This window comes from Streptomyces djakartensis, from assembly GCF_014651075.1.
Taxonomy (GTDB): Bacteria; Actinomycetota; Actinomycetes; order Streptomycetales; family Streptomycetaceae; genus Streptomyces; species Streptomyces djakartensis.
In genome coordinates this window covers 341,979-356,808 of sequence record NZ_BMWE01000004.1, presented here as the reverse complement: position 1 = coordinate 356,808, position 14,830 = coordinate 341,979, and the positions used below count along the sequence as shown (strand labels likewise).

The 14,830-nt window shown below is 73.1% G+C and carries 14 protein-coding genes; 9 read left to right on the top strand and 5 right to left on the bottom strand.

What is annotated here, in order from left to right; translation table 11 throughout:
- Window positions 1-81: 81 nt before the first annotated feature.
- Window positions 82-1,080 carry a hypothetical protein gene (locus IE212_RS09525; RefSeq protein ID WP_229864172.1) on the top strand — a complete coding sequence of 333 codons (999 nt, stop codon included), beginning with the start codon at window positions 82-84 and terminating at the stop codon, window positions 1,078-1,080.
- A 16-nt stretch (window positions 1,081-1,096) separates the two neighbouring features.
- On the opposite strand, the gene arfA is transcribed toward IE212_RS09525, so the two are convergent.
- Window positions 1,097-2,611 carry an arabinosylfuranosidase ArfA gene (gene arfA, locus IE212_RS09520; RefSeq protein ID WP_190197372.1) on the bottom strand — a complete coding sequence of 505 codons (1,515 nt, stop codon included), beginning with the start codon at window positions 2,609-2,611 and terminating at the stop codon, window positions 1,097-1,099.
- A 339-nt stretch (window positions 2,612-2,950) separates the two neighbouring features.
- Here arfA and IE212_RS09515 point away from each other — a divergent pair, with 339 nt between their 5' ends.
- The 7 genes from IE212_RS09515 (at window position 2,951) to IE212_RS09485 (ending at window position 10,394) form a co-directional block, all read left to right on the top strand.
- The gene (locus IE212_RS09515) at window positions 2,951-3,607 is read left to right on the top strand and encodes a toxin-antitoxin system, toxin component family protein (RefSeq protein WP_190197289.1); all 657 of its coding nucleotides are present in this window, start codon (window positions 2,951-2,953) and stop codon (window positions 3,605-3,607) included.
- Window positions 3,604-4,833, top strand: coding sequence for a DUF6545 domain-containing protein (locus IE212_RS09510; RefSeq protein WP_190197288.1), 1,230 nt, complete (start codon window positions 3,604-3,606; stop codon window positions 4,831-4,833). The genes IE212_RS09515 and IE212_RS09510 overlap by 4 nt, the downstream gene beginning before the upstream one ends.
- Window positions 4,834-5,299: 466 nt before the next feature.
- Window positions 5,300-5,890, top strand: coding sequence for an XRE family transcriptional regulator (locus tag IE212_RS09505; protein ID WP_190197287.1), 591 nt, complete (start codon window positions 5,300-5,302; stop codon window positions 5,888-5,890).
- Between the two features lie 134 nt (window positions 5,891-6,024).
- Window positions 6,025-6,525: a toxin gene (locus IE212_RS09500; protein ID WP_190197286.1), complete on the top strand. Its 501-nt coding sequence runs from the start codon at window positions 6,025-6,027 to the stop codon at window positions 6,523-6,525.
- Window positions 6,522-7,721: an MAB_1171c family putative transporter gene (locus IE212_RS09495; protein ID WP_190197285.1), complete on the top strand. Its 1,200-nt coding sequence runs from the start codon at window positions 6,522-6,524 to the stop codon at window positions 7,719-7,721. The genes IE212_RS09500 and IE212_RS09495 overlap by 4 nt, the downstream gene beginning before the upstream one ends.
- Window positions 7,718-8,911 (top strand): MAB_1171c family putative transporter, encoded by a 1,194-nt coding sequence (locus IE212_RS09490; protein ID WP_190197284.1) that lies wholly within the window; start codon window positions 7,718-7,720, stop codon window positions 8,909-8,911. Before IE212_RS09495 ends, IE212_RS09490 begins: the two co-directional genes overlap by 4 nt.
- Window positions 8,912-8,993: 82 nt before the next feature.
- On the top strand, window positions 8,994-10,394 hold the full coding sequence (locus IE212_RS09485) for an NAD(P)/FAD-dependent oxidoreductase (RefSeq protein ID WP_190197283.1): 1,401 nt from the start codon (window positions 8,994-8,996) through the stop codon (window positions 10,392-10,394).
- Here the strand turns inward: IE212_RS09485 and IE212_RS09480 are convergent, their stop codons facing one another.
- The 4 genes from IE212_RS09480 to IE212_RS09465 all read right to left on the bottom strand — a co-directional run bounded on the left by IE212_RS09480 (window position 10,395) and on the right by IE212_RS09465 (window position 13,555).
- Complete coding sequence (locus tag IE212_RS09480) at window positions 10,395-11,267, bottom strand: SMP-30/gluconolactonase/LRE family protein (RefSeq protein WP_190197282.1); 873 nt, start codon at window positions 11,265-11,267, stop codon at window positions 10,395-10,397. It lies immediately after the preceding gene.
- On the bottom strand, window positions 11,264-12,037 hold the full coding sequence (locus tag IE212_RS09475) for an IclR family transcriptional regulator (RefSeq protein WP_190197281.1): 774 nt from the start codon (window positions 12,035-12,037) through the stop codon (window positions 11,264-11,266). The genes IE212_RS09480 and IE212_RS09475 overlap by 4 nt, the downstream gene beginning before the upstream one ends.
- A 111-nt stretch (window positions 12,038-12,148) precedes the next feature.
- Window positions 12,149-13,399, bottom strand: a complete 1,251-nt coding sequence (locus tag IE212_RS09470; RefSeq protein WP_190197280.1) for a PucR family transcriptional regulator — start codon at window positions 13,397-13,399, stop codon at window positions 12,149-12,151.
- Window positions 13,400-13,402: 3 nt separating this feature from the next.
- Window positions 13,403-13,555, bottom strand: a complete 153-nt coding sequence (locus IE212_RS09465) for a hypothetical protein (protein ID WP_190197279.1) — start codon at window positions 13,553-13,555, stop codon at window positions 13,403-13,405.
- A 215-nt stretch (window positions 13,556-13,770) separates the two neighbouring features.
- Here IE212_RS09465 and pgfA point away from each other — a divergent pair, with 215 nt between their 5' ends.
- Entirely contained in the window at window positions 13,771-14,766 is a 996-nt protein-coding gene (pgfA, locus tag IE212_RS09460) for a cell envelope lipid trafficking protein PgfA (RefSeq protein ID WP_190197278.1), read from the top strand.
- The last annotated feature ends 64 nt before the right edge of the window (window positions 14,767-14,830 follow it).

Below are 14,830 nucleotides of genomic sequence, written 5' to 3'. Positions count from 1 at the left end.
TTAGCCGGCGCGGGGGCGGGTCTGGGACTCGCCTCGGCGGGCGTCGGGCCGGCGGTCGCCGCGTCCGGCCGGAACGGGGGCGTGCCACGCGGGTGGGAGGCGGTCACCGCCCCGGAGGCCGCCCCCGCCGCGCAGTTGCTGGACGTGGCGGCAGCGGGGCCCGGCCTCGCCTGGGCCGTGGGCGAGGAGGGCCGCTACGGCAGCGTACGAGGGAAGGCGCTGGCCCTCGTGTGGGACGGCACGGCCTGGCAGCGGACCGGCACCGGCTTCGGCGGCCATCTGGGCTCGGTCGCCGCCGCGTCCGAGGGCCGCGCCTGGGCCGTCGGCACCGATACCTCCGGCACCGCCCGGCTGCTCGCCTGGGACGGCCTGACGTGGCGGGAGGCCGACTTCCCCGGGCGAGGGGCGCCCGGCACGTCCCTCGCCGCGGTCACGACCGGCCCCCGGGGCCACGTCTGGGTGTCCGGCCGGAACAGCGCCGGCGCGGTGCTGCTGCACGGCCACGGGGGCAAGTGGACCTGGCTGGAGGCGCCTCCGGCCACGACCACCGTCCCTCCCTACGGCGTCCACCGTGCGCCGTGTGGCGACATCTGGGTCTACGGCAGCGAGCTCGTCGCCCGCTGGGACGGAGCGGCCTGGACCGTGCTGCCGGCGCCCGGCGGTGTCCGCGCCGGTTTCACCGGGCTGCTCCCGGTCGCCCGCGACGACATCTGGATGACGGGCTACGACTACGGCGTCGGCGGCCCGCCCGGCAAGCCTCCGGGCGTGCGGCTGCTGCACGGGGACGGCACCGGTTGGGAGTACGTCGCGGCACCGTTCGGCGTGGGGGTGCTCACCGGGATCGTGGCCGACGCGCAGGGCCGCCCCGACCGTATCGCCGGGTGGGACTTCTGGGACCAGACCCGGGCCCACTACCTGCGCTGGGACGGCACGGCGTGGGTGAGCGAGCGGGGGCCGGTGGCGACGACCCCCGTCGTCATGAACTCCCTTGCCGCGGTGCCGGGGTCGGACGGCTACTGGGCGGTCGGCTCGACCGAGACGATGCCGTCGGCGTCCGCCCTGCCGCGGATCGAACGCTGACCCGCCCGGCCGGGGTCTACGCCAGCCGGATCACGTTCCAGGACAGCGGTTCCAGGACGGCGTTCAGCGTGCCGTCGCGGAGGGCGGTGCCGTCGACCGGGTGCGGGGTGACCCGCTCGGGGTCGTCCAGGGTGTTGCGGGCGTCGGGGTCGGCGTCCGCGAGGGCGCTGTGCTCGACGACCCGGGTGAGGCCGAGGCCGGCCAGGGCGACCTCGAGCGGGAGGGCGTCGGTGCGGCCGCGGTTGACGGCGAAGACCGTGACCGTGCCGTCGTCGGCGCGCACGGCGGTGGCGTGCAGCAGGTCGGTCTCGCCGTACTTCTTCGTCCGGTACGTCGGCGAGTCCACGCGGACGTCCAGGACCTGGCCGCGGCCGTGCCGGGCGGCCTGGGCGAAGGGGAAGAACGTCGTCTGCCGCCAGGCCGGGCCGCCCGGCTCGGTCATGATCGGCGCGATGACGTTGACGAGCTGGGCCAGGCAGGCGACCGTGACGCGGTCGGCGTGCCGGAGCAGGGCGATGAGGAGCGAGCCGAAGACGACGGCGTCGGTGACGCTGTAGTTGTCCTCCAGGAGGCGGGGGGCCTCGGGCCAGTCGTGCTGCTCGAAGGTCTTCGCGTGCGACTCCCACTCGGGCAGGTACCAGACGTTCCACTCGTCGAAGGACAGGTTGATCTTCTTCTTCGACTTCAGGCGCGCGCCCACGTGGTCGGCGGTCGCGACGACGTTGTCGATGAACGACTCCATGTCGACGGCGGAGGCGAGGAAGGAGTCGATGTCGCCGTCCTCGGGCCAGTAGTAGGCGTGCAGCGAGATGTAGTCGACGAGGTCGTAGGTCTCCTTGAGGACCGTCGCCTCCCACTCGGCGAAGGTCGGCATGGACTGGCTGGAGGAGCCGCAGGCGACGAGTTCGACGCCGGGGTCCATCTGGCGCATGGCCCGGGCCGTCTCGGCGGCGAGGCGGCCGTACTCCTCGGCCGTCTTGTGGCCGGTCTGCCAGGGGCCGTCCATCTCGTTGCCGAGGCACCAGAGCCTGATGCCGAAGGGGTCCTTGTCGCCGTGGGAGACGCGGAGGTCGGAGAGGGCGGTGCCTTCGGTGTGGTTGGCGTACTCCTGGAGTTCGAGGGCTTCGGCGACGCCTCGGGTGCCGAGGTTGACGGCCATCATGGGTTCGGCCTGGGGGCCGATCTTGCGGAGGAAGTCGATGTACTCGGAGAGGCCGAAGCGATTGGTCTCGGTGGAGTGCCAGGCGAGGTCGAGGCGGCGGGGGCGGTCTTCCGCGGGGCCCACCGAGTCCTCCCACTTGTAGCCGGAGACGAAGTTGCCGCCGGGGTAGCGGACGGCGGTGACGCCGAGTTCCCGGACGAGGTCCAGGACGTCCCGGCGCAGGCCCTTGTCGTCGGCTGCGGGGTGGCCGGGTTCGAAGACGCCGGTGTAGACGCAGCGGCCGAGGTGTTCCACGAAGCTGCCGAAGAGGCGAGGGTTGACCTCGCCGACGGTGAAGGCCGGGTCGAGGGTGAAGCGGGCGGTGTGCATGTGCGCCTTTCGGGGTGGGCGGTTCTGTTCGGGGGCGGCTGCGGGTGGTTCGTTGCCGGTCGCGCCCGCGCGGCGGTAGCCGCACTTCGATGACACCTCCGCGCCCCTCGGGGCACCGCGTTCGGTATACCGAAAGGCGCTCGTTACCTCGAACCGGACCGTAAGTTCGCAGCGCTTGCACGTCAATGGGCCGATCCGGAACTTTGCCCACGTCCATCGGGCGGAATCAGTCGTTCCTCGTTGTACTACGGGCACTTGAATCGCATGACGCGAACACTTTCGGGCGCGTAGTCTCGGACCCGCTGCCAAGCCGTCGGCCGGTGGTGAGAAGGGGGAGCGATGGACATCGCGGGCGCGCGGGCCAGGGCCGCCCGAATCGCCGCCGCGCTCAGGCGTTCGCGCCATGGCTCCGCCGCGCGCGGCCTGGCCGCCGAGCTCGCCGCCGCGGTCCGGGCGCGAGAGCGGCTCCCGGCCGATGTGCCGTCGTTGTGCCGGGTGCTGTGCGAGGAGATGAGCGCACGGCGGGGCGGACGCCCCGTCGAGCTGCGCTTCGAGCGTTTCCCCGACGAGATCGAGGTGACGGGGCTGTGGGTCGAGTTCCAGGAGTTCGACCTGGTGATCGTCGAGGAGCGGGCCGAGGCGGTGCAGCAGCTGGTCATCCTCGGGCATGAGCTGTGGCATCTGCACGCGGGGCACGGCCACCACCACGCGGTGGGGACGGCGGCGGCCCACGCGTTCGCCGACCGGCCGGGGTGGGAGGACGTCGCGCTGACGGTGGCCGCCCGCAACGGCTCCCGGGAACGGGACGAGGCGGAGGCCGACGACTTCGGGCACCGGCTGGCCGCGGTGTGCCGGCCGCTGCTGCCGGACGGGCGCGGTCCGGACCTGCCCCTCGAACCCGTGCAGCGGTCGCTGGGCTACCGGGGGCCGGACCATCGAGGGCCGTCCCATCGGGGGCCGGACCGTCGCAGGCCGCGGGGAGGTGCGGCACCGTGACGACGGTGGCGCTCACCCCGGTCGAGTTCGTCAATCAGTTCTATCCGAACTTCTGGTGGATCCCCGCCGGGATCCTGGCCGCCGCCCTGGCCATCAAGCTGCCCAGCATCATCCGGCTCTGGAAGGATCCGATGCTGCGCGCGGTCGGCGGGCTGCTGCTGCTCGCCTGCGCGGTGTTCGTGTTCGTGGCGCCGTCGACCATCGCCCGGGTCAACCGGCTCACGGGGGTGGCGAACTTCTCCGGCCCCTGGGTCTACTCGCTGCTCACCGCTTTCTGCGCGTCCTGTCTGCTGCTGATCATCACCTGGCGCAACGGCCTGTCCGACCGCTCGGACCGCACCCGGCGCGCCATGCGCGGGGTCGTGGCCGTGTACTCGTGTGTGATCGTCGCGATGTGGGTGCTGTTCGCGCTCGCGGACGTGCCGGTGGAGCGGCTGCGGGATCTGGACACGTACTACGCGAACACCCCGTTCATGCGCGAGATGATCGTGCTCTATCTGCTCGCGCACACCGTGGCCGCGCTGGTCACCAACGGGCTGATCTGGAACTGGATCCGCACCGACGGGCTCGACGCCCTGCTGCGCTGGGGCCTGAAGTTCCTCGGCGCCGGCTACGCGGCGCAGTTGTTCTTCGACGCCGCCAAACTCACCGCGGTGGCGGCCCGTTGGTCCGGACGGAACCTGGACTGGCTGAGCACGGCCGTGGCGCCGCCGCTCGCCTGCCTGTCCGCGGTGCTGATCGCGGTGGGCTTCATCCTTCCGCACGCCGGGCAGTACCTGCACGGCCGCTTGCACGTCCGGTTCGCCCATCACGAACTGCGGCCGCTGTACCTGCTCATGAAGACGGTCAACGGCGGCGGTGTCCCCTTCCTGCTGCGCGCCACGCCGGAGCTGCGGCTGGTACGCCGGGAGACGTTCATCCGCGACGTCCTGCTGCCGCTCGCCCGGTTCATCGACGAGGACCGGCGCGAACGGTCCTACGCCGCCGCGGTCGCCCTCGGGCACCCGCCGGACCGGGCGAAGGCACTGGCCGCGACGGTGGCGATCCTGGACGCGGTCGACACCAGGAACCGGGCACGGGAGGACGACGGCACCGGCACCCGCGACACCACGGACCTGCTCCGCGACATCGGAGCGGTGTCCCGCGCCCTGCGCCACCCGGAGGACATCCGGGCAGTGCGGACCCGGGCCGACTCCCACACCGACGGCCGGTCCCTCACAGGCTGACCCGGCCGCCCCGAGCCGTGCGGACGGCTCGCGCCGCGTACGGAACGCCGCCGTGCGGGGGCGGGACGGGACGGGGGGCGCCGGGCGGGTCAAGGGGACGGCGGGCCGGCGATACGGGGGCGCGGGGAACTGCGCGAACAACCCCCACACGCACCCCCAGGGGCCGGACAGCGGAACGGACCCCGCCGCGCCCGTCCCGCGACCCTGTGGGGTGGCCCGCGCGCTGCTCCCCCGTCGGCAGCGCCCGGGACACCCCTGGGCCGTGGTGAGCCGCAGGCGCCTAGGCGGAACGCAGCTCTCAGTGACGCGATCATTGCCCGCAGCCATCACGACTGTCAACTATTGCTGCCTAAAACAGCAGTTGATACTGCCCTGCCTGCTGGCCGCCGCGCGGCGGACCCGATAGCCTCCCGTCAGCCCCAGCCGGGAGTCGGCGGACGCACCCAGGGAGAACAGGGAGAACTCGGTGAGAGACGCCCACGCTTCCCTCGCCGAACTGCGTGAGCGCCTCGAGGACCTGACCGGGCAGCCGGGCCGGCTGGCCGAGGTACTGGACGTCGGCGGACTGTCGTACCGCACCGGCATTCCCGCCGAGACCGTCGCCGCCCTGCTCGCGGGCCGGCGCGTGCCCGAGACGAGCCTGGGCGACCGGGTCCGGCAGCGCCTGGACTTCGTGCGCGAGACCCGGCGCCGCCCCGACGGCAAGCGGTACTCCCTCGACGAGCTGGCCAGGATCGCCGGGACCAGCAGGCAGTGGCTGAGCGAGTGGCGCAGGAGCGGACTGCCCAGCCTGGAGCACGCCGACCGGCTCCGCCGCCACTTCGACCTGCCCGCCGGTTTCTTCACCGCGGACGAGGCGGAGGCCCTGCACGCCGCGCTCCAGCCGGTGCTCAAGGAACTGGAGGCGAAGGCGGATCCGCTGGCCCCGCTGCGCACGCCCGGCTTCTACCGGCTGGCCAGACGCGCCCCGCATCTGTCGCCGCGCAAGCTCCAGGCGCTGGCCGAGTGGGCCGAGATGATCACCGAGCGGAACCCGGCGGACGAGGACGGTCCCTGAGCGGCCCGGCGCCCCGGGTTCCGGCGTCCTCTTTCGGCCATCCCTGGTCGGCGGGCCCTGCCGGAGGTGGCTGGACCGGCGCGGTAGTTGGCATATTGCAAGGCGTCGAACGTCCAGCGGCCACGGGGAGAACCGTGCGAACGAAAAGGGAGATGCGTCGCCTCGCGGACACCCTCATCCGGCCCGTCCGGGTACCGGTCCCCGCGGACCCCGAGACCCTGTTCCGGGCGGTCGTCGACTCGGCCGTCCAGTGGCGCGGGCGCCCGATCGTCGTGCACCGGGAGATCTTCCCGCCGCACACCGCGAGCGGACTGTGGCTGGAGCGCGAGACCCACGACGACGTCATCGTCGACAAACGGGCCGCCGTGTGGCACCAGATCGTGATCTTCTGCCATGAGGTGTGGCACATGCACCAGTCACGGGAGAGCACGGCCGGCCACCGGGCCGCCGCCCGCTCCGACTTCACCCTGGCCGACGAACAGGAGGCCGACCGCTTCGGCATGCTGATGGGCCGTCGGCTGCGCACCTGGCTCGAGGCCTCCTCGGACTCCGTGTGCGCGGCCCGTGAGGACACCGCCCAGACGATTGCCGGACGCATCGGGGCCGCACTCAACTACCGCGGGACGCGGGGATGAGCGGACTCATCGCCTACGCCAGCTGTGCGGTGCTGTGGCTCGGCCTGGTGGTGAAGGCCCCGGACCTGTTCCGGCACCCGCACGACCCCTATCTGCGGGCCATCTGCGGGGTGCTGGGCCTGGCCGGTCTGTGCTTCTTCCTCGGCTCGCCGCCCACCATCGGCGCCGTCAACCGCCTCAGCGGCATCCCCAACCTGGCGGCGCCGCTCACGTACGCCGCGATCATCGCGTACAGCGCGGCCTCCCAGATCCTGGTCGCCCTCTGGCGGGGCGGACCCGGCGCGCGCCGCACCGCCCGCCGCTGGGTGCTCGCCTACTCGGGTGTGGTCCTGGGCATCGTGGGGCTGTTCGCGCTGGGCGAGGCGCCGGTGGAGCGCCGTACGGACCTGGACACTTACTACGCGAGCACGCCGTATCTGCGCGAGATGATCGTGCTGTATCTGACCGGGCACCTCACGGCCATCGCCGTTACGGCGGTGTCGGCGCTGCGCTGGGCCCGCGAGGTGCGCGGCTGGCTGCGCGCCGGGCTGGTCACGCTGGGCGTCGGCGCCGTGTGCGCCGCCGGGTTCAGCGTGGTCAAGCTCGTCGCGGTGACGGCCCGCTGGTCCGGGCGGGACTGGTCGCTCCTGGGCTCCGAGGTCGCCATGTCGGTGGCCGGTGCGGGTGCCCTGCTGACAGCGACGGGCGTGCTGATCCCGCTGGCCGGGCCCGGGCTGGTCGAGTGGCGGCGGGCCTGGCGGACGTATGTGCGCCTGGCGCCCCTGGAGCGCGAGCTGGACGACGTCCTGGTCCGTCGCGCCCTGCGCCTGCCGCGCCCGCGCTGGTCCTCCCCCGTCACCCGCCTGGTCTGGCGGCGGACGAGCATCCACAACGCGCTCAGCCACCTCGACGCCTACGCCGACCGGGAGTTGTACGACGAGACGCTCGCGGCCGCGCTGCGGGCGACGGGCGACGCCGAGCGGGCCGCGGCGACGGCCTGGGCGGCGGTGATCGCCGCGGCGGCCCGGGGCGCGGCCTCGCTCCCCGCCGCCGGCCGACAGCCCACCCGGGCGCTCGAGTCGGAGTGGTTCCAGGAGCGGGCGCCCGGCCCGGACGCGCTCGTGCGCATCGCGGACGCGCTGGCGACCTCGCCGCTCGTGCGGCGGGCCGCCGCCGGGGTGCCGACGATGGCGGCCGAACGGAGCTCTCCGGTATGAGTCTCGTCGTCTACCTGGCGGCCGGTGCCCTCGCGCTGTCCGCCGCCGTACTGTTGCGGCGGCCGCGAGCGACGCCCGGGAGGCCGTCGGCCCGGCACAGCCCGCTGACCGTGTCCACCTGTGTGGCGATCGCGCTCGGCGCGGTCGTGTTCCTCTGCTCGGCGCCGATGACGCTGGCCGCCGTCAACGACCTCACCGGCATCCCGAACTTCGGCGCCCCGCTGACCTACGGTCTGCTCTCCGCGTACAGCTGCTCACTGCTGATTCTGCTGATCAACTGGCGGGGCGGGCCACCGGACCGGGTGCGCGGGCTGGTGCTGCGCAGCGTCGCCGCGTACGGGCCGCTGGTCGTGGCGATCGTCGTGCTGTTCGCGCTGGCGGACGCGCGGGTGGAGCGGCTGACCGACCTCGACACGTACTACGCGAACACGCCTTTCATGCGCGAGATGATCGTGCTCTACCTGCTCGGTCACAGTGCGGTGACGGTGGCGATGTCCGTGGTGTGCGTGCGGTGGGGCCGGGAGGTCACCGGGCTGCTGAGGACCGGGCTGCGGCTGATCTTCGTGGGGGCGGTGCTGGACCTGGTGGGGTTCCAGTTGGCCAAGTACGCGGCGGTGGTGGCGCGTTGGACAGGTCACGACCTGGACTTCCTCTCCACCCGCCTCGCCCCGCCCATGGCCGCGCTCGCGGCGCTGATCTGTTCGGCGGGGTTCGTGCTGCCGAGGCTGCTGCCGGCGGCCGTCGGGCACTGGCGGGGGTTGCGCGACTACCGCAGGCTGGACCCGCTGTGGCACCGGGTCGGGTTCGTGTCGACGGCGCCCAAACCGCCCGCCTTCTGGTGGCAGTCGCCCGGGGAACGCCTGCACTGGCGTGAAGTGGCCATTCACGACGCCCTGCTGGCACTGGCGCCGTACTTCGACGACGGGGTGCGGGAGCGGGCGCTGTCGGCCGCCCTGGGCGACGGCCACTGCGCGCACCGGGCCCGGATCACGGCGGAGGCGGCGATGCTGGCCGCCGCGGCACACCGGGCGGCGGCGCGTGGGGAGCCGCTGCGGACACCGAGCACCCATCGTCTGCATGCCATGGAGGGCTCCGGCGCGGGCGGGCTCGTGGAGTTGGCGCAGGCGTTGTGCGCGTCCGACGGAGCCCGCACCGGAGGGTGGCGGACACGGTCTGTGAAGGTACGGTGAGAGCCGTCGGGAGCTCGGTGGCCGTACACCGGGGAATGCCTTCATGGCGGGGGAACCTTCATGGTCGAGTGCGGGGAGTCGCATGTCGCGTAGAGCTGTCGTCATCGGTGCGGGTCTGGCCGGCATGCTGGCCGCGGCGGCCCTGTCCACCGTCGCGGACGAGGTGGTCGTGCTCGACCGTGACGATCTGCCCGACGGGCCGGAGCACCGCAGGGGCCTGCCGCAGGGGCGCCACGCGCATCTCCTCATGGCGGGCGGCCTGGCCTCGATGGAGGACCTGGTGCCGGGCGTGAGCATGGGCAAGCACCTGCTCGCCGCCGGTGCCCACGAGATCCCGCTCGGCTCGGGCATGGTCGCCCTGACGCCCGAGGGCTGGTTGCGGCGCTGGCGTCGCCCCGGCCCGCGGATGCTGACGTGCACCCGGGCACTGCTCGACTGGGCGGTGCGAGGCGCGGTGCTGGACAACACGGGGGTGGTGATCCGCAAGGCGCGGGTGCTGGAACTGACCGGGTCCCGGGAGCGGGTCACGGGGGTTCGCCTCTCGGCGGCCGCCGGGGACGAGGAACTTCCCGCCGACTTCGTGGTGGACGCGAGCGGGCGCGGCTCACGGATCGTCACCTGGCTGGCGGGGCTGGGCATCGACGACGTGCGCGAGAAGACGGTGGACGCCGGCCTGGTGAACGCCACCCGCCTGTACCGCACACCCGAGGGCGCCGGCCGCTTCCCCCTGGCCATGGTGCAGGCGGACCCGTATCAGGGCCGGCCCGGCCGCAGCGGCATGGTGCTGCCCATCGAGGGTGACCGCTGGATGGTGAGCCTCGCCGGTACGCGAGGCGGCGGTGAGCCGCCGTCCGACCCGGACGCCTTCCTCCGGTACACCCTGGACCTGCCCGACCCCATCGTGGGCCGGCTGATCTCCGGGGCGCAGCCGCTCACCGACGTGCACGTCAGCCGCAGCACCAGCAACCACCGGCGGTACCTGGAGCGGGTCCGCCCCTGGCCCGAGCGCCTCGTCGTCCTCGGTGACGCGCTGGCCACGTTCAATCCGGCCTACGGGCAGGGCATGTCGGTGGCCGCGCTGGGCGCCCGGGAGCTGGGCGGGGAACTGCGGCGGGCGGGCCTCGCCGGACCCGGGCTCGCCCGGCGCGTGCAGCGGCGGGCGGCCCGGTCGGTGCAGGCGGCGTGGACGATGGCGGTGAGCCAGGACGTCTGGTTCCCCGGGACCCGAGGGGGGTCGCCGGGGGCCGCCGACCGTCTGGTCACCGCCTACACGCGCCGCATGATCCGCACGGCGACCGGCTCGTACCCGGCGGCGTCGGCGCTCTGGGACGTGATGAGCATGACGACGGGGCCGGCCCGGCTGCTCCGGCCCTCGACGGTACTGGCGACGCTGAGCGGGCCGCCGTTGCCGCCGGCCGCCGGAGCGCCGTTGACGCAGGAGGAGCGGGAGATCCTCAAGGGGCTGGACCGGACGGGACGCTGATCAGCCGTTGAACGCCGGCTGCGCCAGTCCCTTGCCCGCGCCCGGGACGACCAGCACCGATCCGGAGAGCGGGGGCGGTGCCGCCAGGCCGACGCGGGCCGTCGTGATGTAGAGGTCGGTCAGGTCGGGGCCGGCGAAGGCGCAGGCCGTCACGCGGGGCACCGGAAGCGGGATCACCCGGTCCAGCTCGCCGTCCGGCGTGTAGCGGCGTACCGCCGCGCCGTCCCACAGCGCCACCCACACGCAGCCCTCGGCGTCGACGGTGAGCCCGTCGGGGGACCCCGCGCCGTCTTCGATCTCGGCGAGGGTCCGTCGCCCGGACACCTTTCCGTCGGCGTGGTCGAAGACGTCGACGCGGCGGGTGGGCGAGTCGACGTAGTACATCAGCCGGCCGTCCGGGCTCCAGCCCGTGCCGTTGCTCACCGCGACGTCGTCGAGGACCACCTCGATCGAGCCGTCCGCGTCGATCCGGGACAGTGTGCCGCCGCCGGGTGCCTCGTCGTAGCGCATGGTGCCGGCCCACAGGGTGCCGTCGGGGGCGACGGCCGCGTCGTTGGCGCGGCGGCCTGGGACCGGCTCGTGGTGGAGCCAGCGGAAGCCGCCGCCGGGGTCGCCCTCGGAGTCGCCCTCGGGGTCGAGGAGACCGATCCCGTCGCGCAGGTTCAGCACCAGACCCCCGCCCGCGCGCGGCTTCACCGCGCCGACGTGCTGCTCGGTGCGGCGGACCGTGCGGTGCCCGGTGGCCGGGTCGTAGGTGTGCACGCGGGAGCCGAGGATGTCGATCCACAGGAGCCGGCCGGTGGCCGCGTCCCAGGTGGGTCCCTCCCCGAGCTCGGCCTCGGCCCGTACCGCCACCTCGTACGGCGCCGTCACGCCACGCCCCGGTGGCCCAGGTGCTCGGACAGCTCGGCGGCGCCCTTGGCGGCGAGCTGCTCCAGCTCCGCGCGGCGCTCCTCGCTCCAGCGGATCATCGGCACGGAGATCGACAGGGCGGCGACGACCTGCCCGGTGCGGTCGCGGACCGGCGCGGCCACACAGCTCACGTCCGGGTTGGACTCACGGTTCTCCACGGCGAGGCCCCGCTCACGGATCTCGGCCAGGGTCTCGCGCAGGGCGGCCGGGTCGGTGATGCTGTTGGGGGTCATCGCGACCAGCTCGGCGCCGTCGGGGATCCGCGCGGCGAGTTCCTGCTCGGGAAGGGAGGCCAGCAGCATCTTGCCGACGGACGTGCAGTGGGCGGGCAGCCTGCGCCCGGCCGCCGACACCATCCGCACGGCGTGCGTGGAGTCGACCTTGGCGATGTAGATGACGTCCGTGTCCTCGAGGATCGCCACGTGCACCGTCTCGTCGCAGGTCTCGGCGACCGACCGGGCGACCAGCTGCCCCTCGGCGGCGAGGTCGAGCTGCTCGGCGTAGCGGGCGCCGAGCTGGTACGGGCGTACGCCGAGCCGGTAGCGTCCCGGCTGGCCGGGCACCTGGACGATGTACTTCCGGGCGGCGAGCGTGGTCACGAGCTCGTGCACGGTGGTGCGCGGCAGCTGGAGCCTGCGCACGATGTCGGGAGCGGAGAGCGTCCCGTCCCCGTCGAGGAAGAGCTCGAGAATGTCGAGAGCCCGGGTCACGGCTGGCACGAGGCGTCCCACGTCCGGTCCCCCTCCCTATGTGTTCTCAGGCGCCTGCGTTCGAGATATCAACAGGCGATCGGCATGACGAACACAGGCTAGCCATAGTGAGGGGGCCGGGCAATGGGCAGCTCAGCTCCGGCGCCGGTGGCTCTTCCCGCCGAGCTCCCCCCGCAGCCGCTGCGCGCGCAGTACCAGTTCCAGTTCGAAGCGGCGGTCGGGGTCGTCTATCTCGTCGCCCCACAGTTCGCGGATCTGGCGGAGGCGGTAGCGGACCGTCTGGGGGTGGACGCCGAGGCGGGTCGCGACCTCGGGGGCTCCTCCCCTGGTCTCCAGCCAGGCCAGGAGGGTTTCGGCGAGGCGGCGGCCGTGGGTGGGGCCGCAGTGGGTCAGGGGGGCCAGGCAGCGCAGGGCGAGGTCGTCGATGAGTTCCTCGGGCTGGAGGAGGACCAGGGCCTCGGTGTGTTCGGTGCAGTGGAGGACCCCGCCGGAGGGGAGCAGGTCGCGTTCCATGAGGCGGACCGCCGCCTCCGCCCAGCGCAGCGACTTCGCCGCGTCGGCCAGCGGGACGGGCGGGCCGATCGCGCCGGACCAGCCGGCCAGGGCCCGGTGCAGCAGTTCGTGGCGGCCCGCCGCGTCGGGCTCGGGGACGACCATGCGGGGCTGCTCGTACTCCATGTCGAGCAGGACGTCCTGCCCGACCGCGGGGGCCATGGCCTCCCGGGCGGGGCGGAGCAGGACGCCGACCGCGACCTTCGCCGGGAGGGGCCAGCCGATGCGGGCGGCGCGTTCGGTGAAGGCCTCGGTGGGGTCGCCGCGGTGGTGCTCGGCCAGTAACAGCTCCATCAGGCGGCGTTGCAGACGCAGGCGTTCGCCGGCCTGGCGGGCGGCGGCCTCGGCGTAGCCGCGTACGGACTGGTCGACCAGGCCGTCGAGGTACTCGTAGCCCGCGTCGACGAGTTCGTACATCGCCGGGGGCGGTATCTCCACGCGCTGGCCGATGTCGGCGAAGCGGCGCCAGGCCAGGCGTACGCCCAGGCGGTAGATGGCCTGGAGGGAGTCGAGCGAGCGGCCGTTCAGCCCCTCGCCGCGGCCGAAGTCCTGGAAGACGCCGGGCGGGACGGTGGGCCGCCCCTCCGAGTTCTCCAGGTGCTGCACGAAGACCTCGATGGCGCGGCGGATCCCGACGAGGGCCATCGGCTCGCCGGAGTCGTCGAGGACGAAGGGCAGATGGGGGTACTCGCGCTGGATCTCCCCGAGGATCTCCTCGGCGAGCGCGGGCGCCTCGGCCATGGCGACGGCCGCGAACCGGCGCACCTGCAAGCGCGGTACGTCGTGCCAGGCCGAGCGGGTGGTGACGGTTCCGGTGCGGGCGGCCGCCATCCGTCAACTCCCCTGCCCGGTCTGCTCGTACGTGATCAGGGGCGTGTTGGGCTGGTCGGGCGTGGCTTCGAGCAGCGCGACGACGCCCAGCGCCGCGCCCACGGCGAGGGCGGCGGCGAGCGTGACGGTCAGCGCGGCGGCTACCAGTCTGGACATCGCAGGGTCAGCCTCTCTGTCCGGCTTCGTCCGGAGATCATCCGGAGGTCGTCCCCACCCCGGCGTCCCGTCCCTGCCCGTCGCGCCCAGTGTCGACAAGCATTGACACCCCGTCAAGAGCGGCCTACGGTTCCCGGCCCAGCCGCACGCGCCGCACGCCGAGCCGTGCCGCCCCCCTCGTACGTCGAGCCGTCCCAAGCCACTGGAGTGCCCGGATGCGCCGTACAACCTCTCCGTTTTCCCTGGTCCTGCTGGGTCTCGGCACTTTCCTGCTGGTGCTGGCACCACTGCTCGCCTGGTATGTGCAACCGCGTGCCGCGGTGAACCCGATCGACATCGACACCACCGCCGTCTACACCGGCCGGGGCAGCGTCTTCGACACTGACCGGATCGAGACGGTGCCCGGCCGGAAGATCACCGTGACCCAGCGGGTCCGGGGCGACGTCGAGGACAGCGAACGCAGCGGCGCTGCCGTGTGGGACGTGATCACGTCGGTCGACACCGACAAGTCGCTGCCGGCCGCCGACCCGCACGACGCGCTGGACTTCAAGCCGCACCGGTGGGTGATGGACCGGCAGACCACCAGGCCCGTGCACTGCTGCGGGGAGAAGCCGTACTTCGAGGGCGAGGCCTATCTGAAGTTCCCCTTCGACGTGCAGAAACGCTCCTACCAGTGGTGGGACAACACCCTCGGCGACACGGTCGTGCTGCGCTACCGGGGCACCGAGAAGGTCCAGGGGTACACGGGTTACAGGTTCACCGGCTCCGTGCCGCCGACCAGGACCGGTACACGGATGGTGCCGGGCCGCCTCGTCGACCAGAAGGACCGGCCGCAGGTGCTGGCCGAGGAGTGGTACTCCAACCACGGGCTGGAACTGGTCGTCGACCAGGCCACCGGCCGCGTGCTCTACGCGCAGACGGGACCCAGGCGGACCTTGCGGGCACCGGGCGGGAAGAAGGACGCGGCGGTGCTGCTGGACAGCCGGAAGGTCTCGTTCACCACCGGGACGCAGAGGGAAGCGGTGCGGCAGGCGAAGCGGGACAGCGGGCAACTGCGGCTGCTGGGCGAGACGTTGCCGATCGGGGCGGCAGCGGCGGGGTTCGTACTCGCGGTGACGGGCGGGGTTCTCGTGGCACGTGGACGAAAGGAACCGGATCAGCCTGTTTCATCCGAAACCTCCGATACGCCCCAGCCGACCCTCACGATGTGATGTGACGTCAGCTCCGACAAAGCCCGAAATTGTCACGCCGGTGAGTAGCCGTGGCGATGGTCCG

Coding starts and splice junctions, on each gene's coding strand:
- arfA (WP_190197372.1), bottom strand. CDS start 2,611: ATGCACACCGCCCGCTTCACCCTCGACCCGGCCTTCACCGTCGGCGAG.
- IE212_RS09515 (WP_190197289.1), top strand. CDS start 2,951: ATGGACATCGCGGGCGCGCGGGCCAGGGCCGCCCGAATCGCCGCCGCG.
- IE212_RS09495 (WP_190197285.1), top strand. CDS start 6,522: ATGAGCGGACTCATCGCCTACGCCAGCTGTGCGGTGCTGTGGCTCGGC.
- IE212_RS09490 (WP_190197284.1), top strand. CDS start 7,718: ATGAGTCTCGTCGTCTACCTGGCGGCCGGTGCCCTCGCGCTGTCCGCC.
- IE212_RS09485 (WP_190197283.1), top strand. CDS start 8,994: ATGTCGCGTAGAGCTGTCGTCATCGGTGCGGGTCTGGCCGGCATGCTG.
- IE212_RS09470 (WP_190197280.1), bottom strand. CDS start 13,399: ATGGCGGCCGCCCGCACCGGAACCGTCACCACCCGCTCGGCCTGGCAC.
- IE212_RS09465 (WP_190197279.1), bottom strand. CDS start 13,555: ATGTCCAGACTGGTAGCCGCCGCGCTGACCGTCACGCTCGCCGCCGCC.
- pgfA (WP_190197278.1), top strand. CDS start 13,771: ATGCGCCGTACAACCTCTCCGTTTTCCCTGGTCCTGCTGGGTCTCGGC.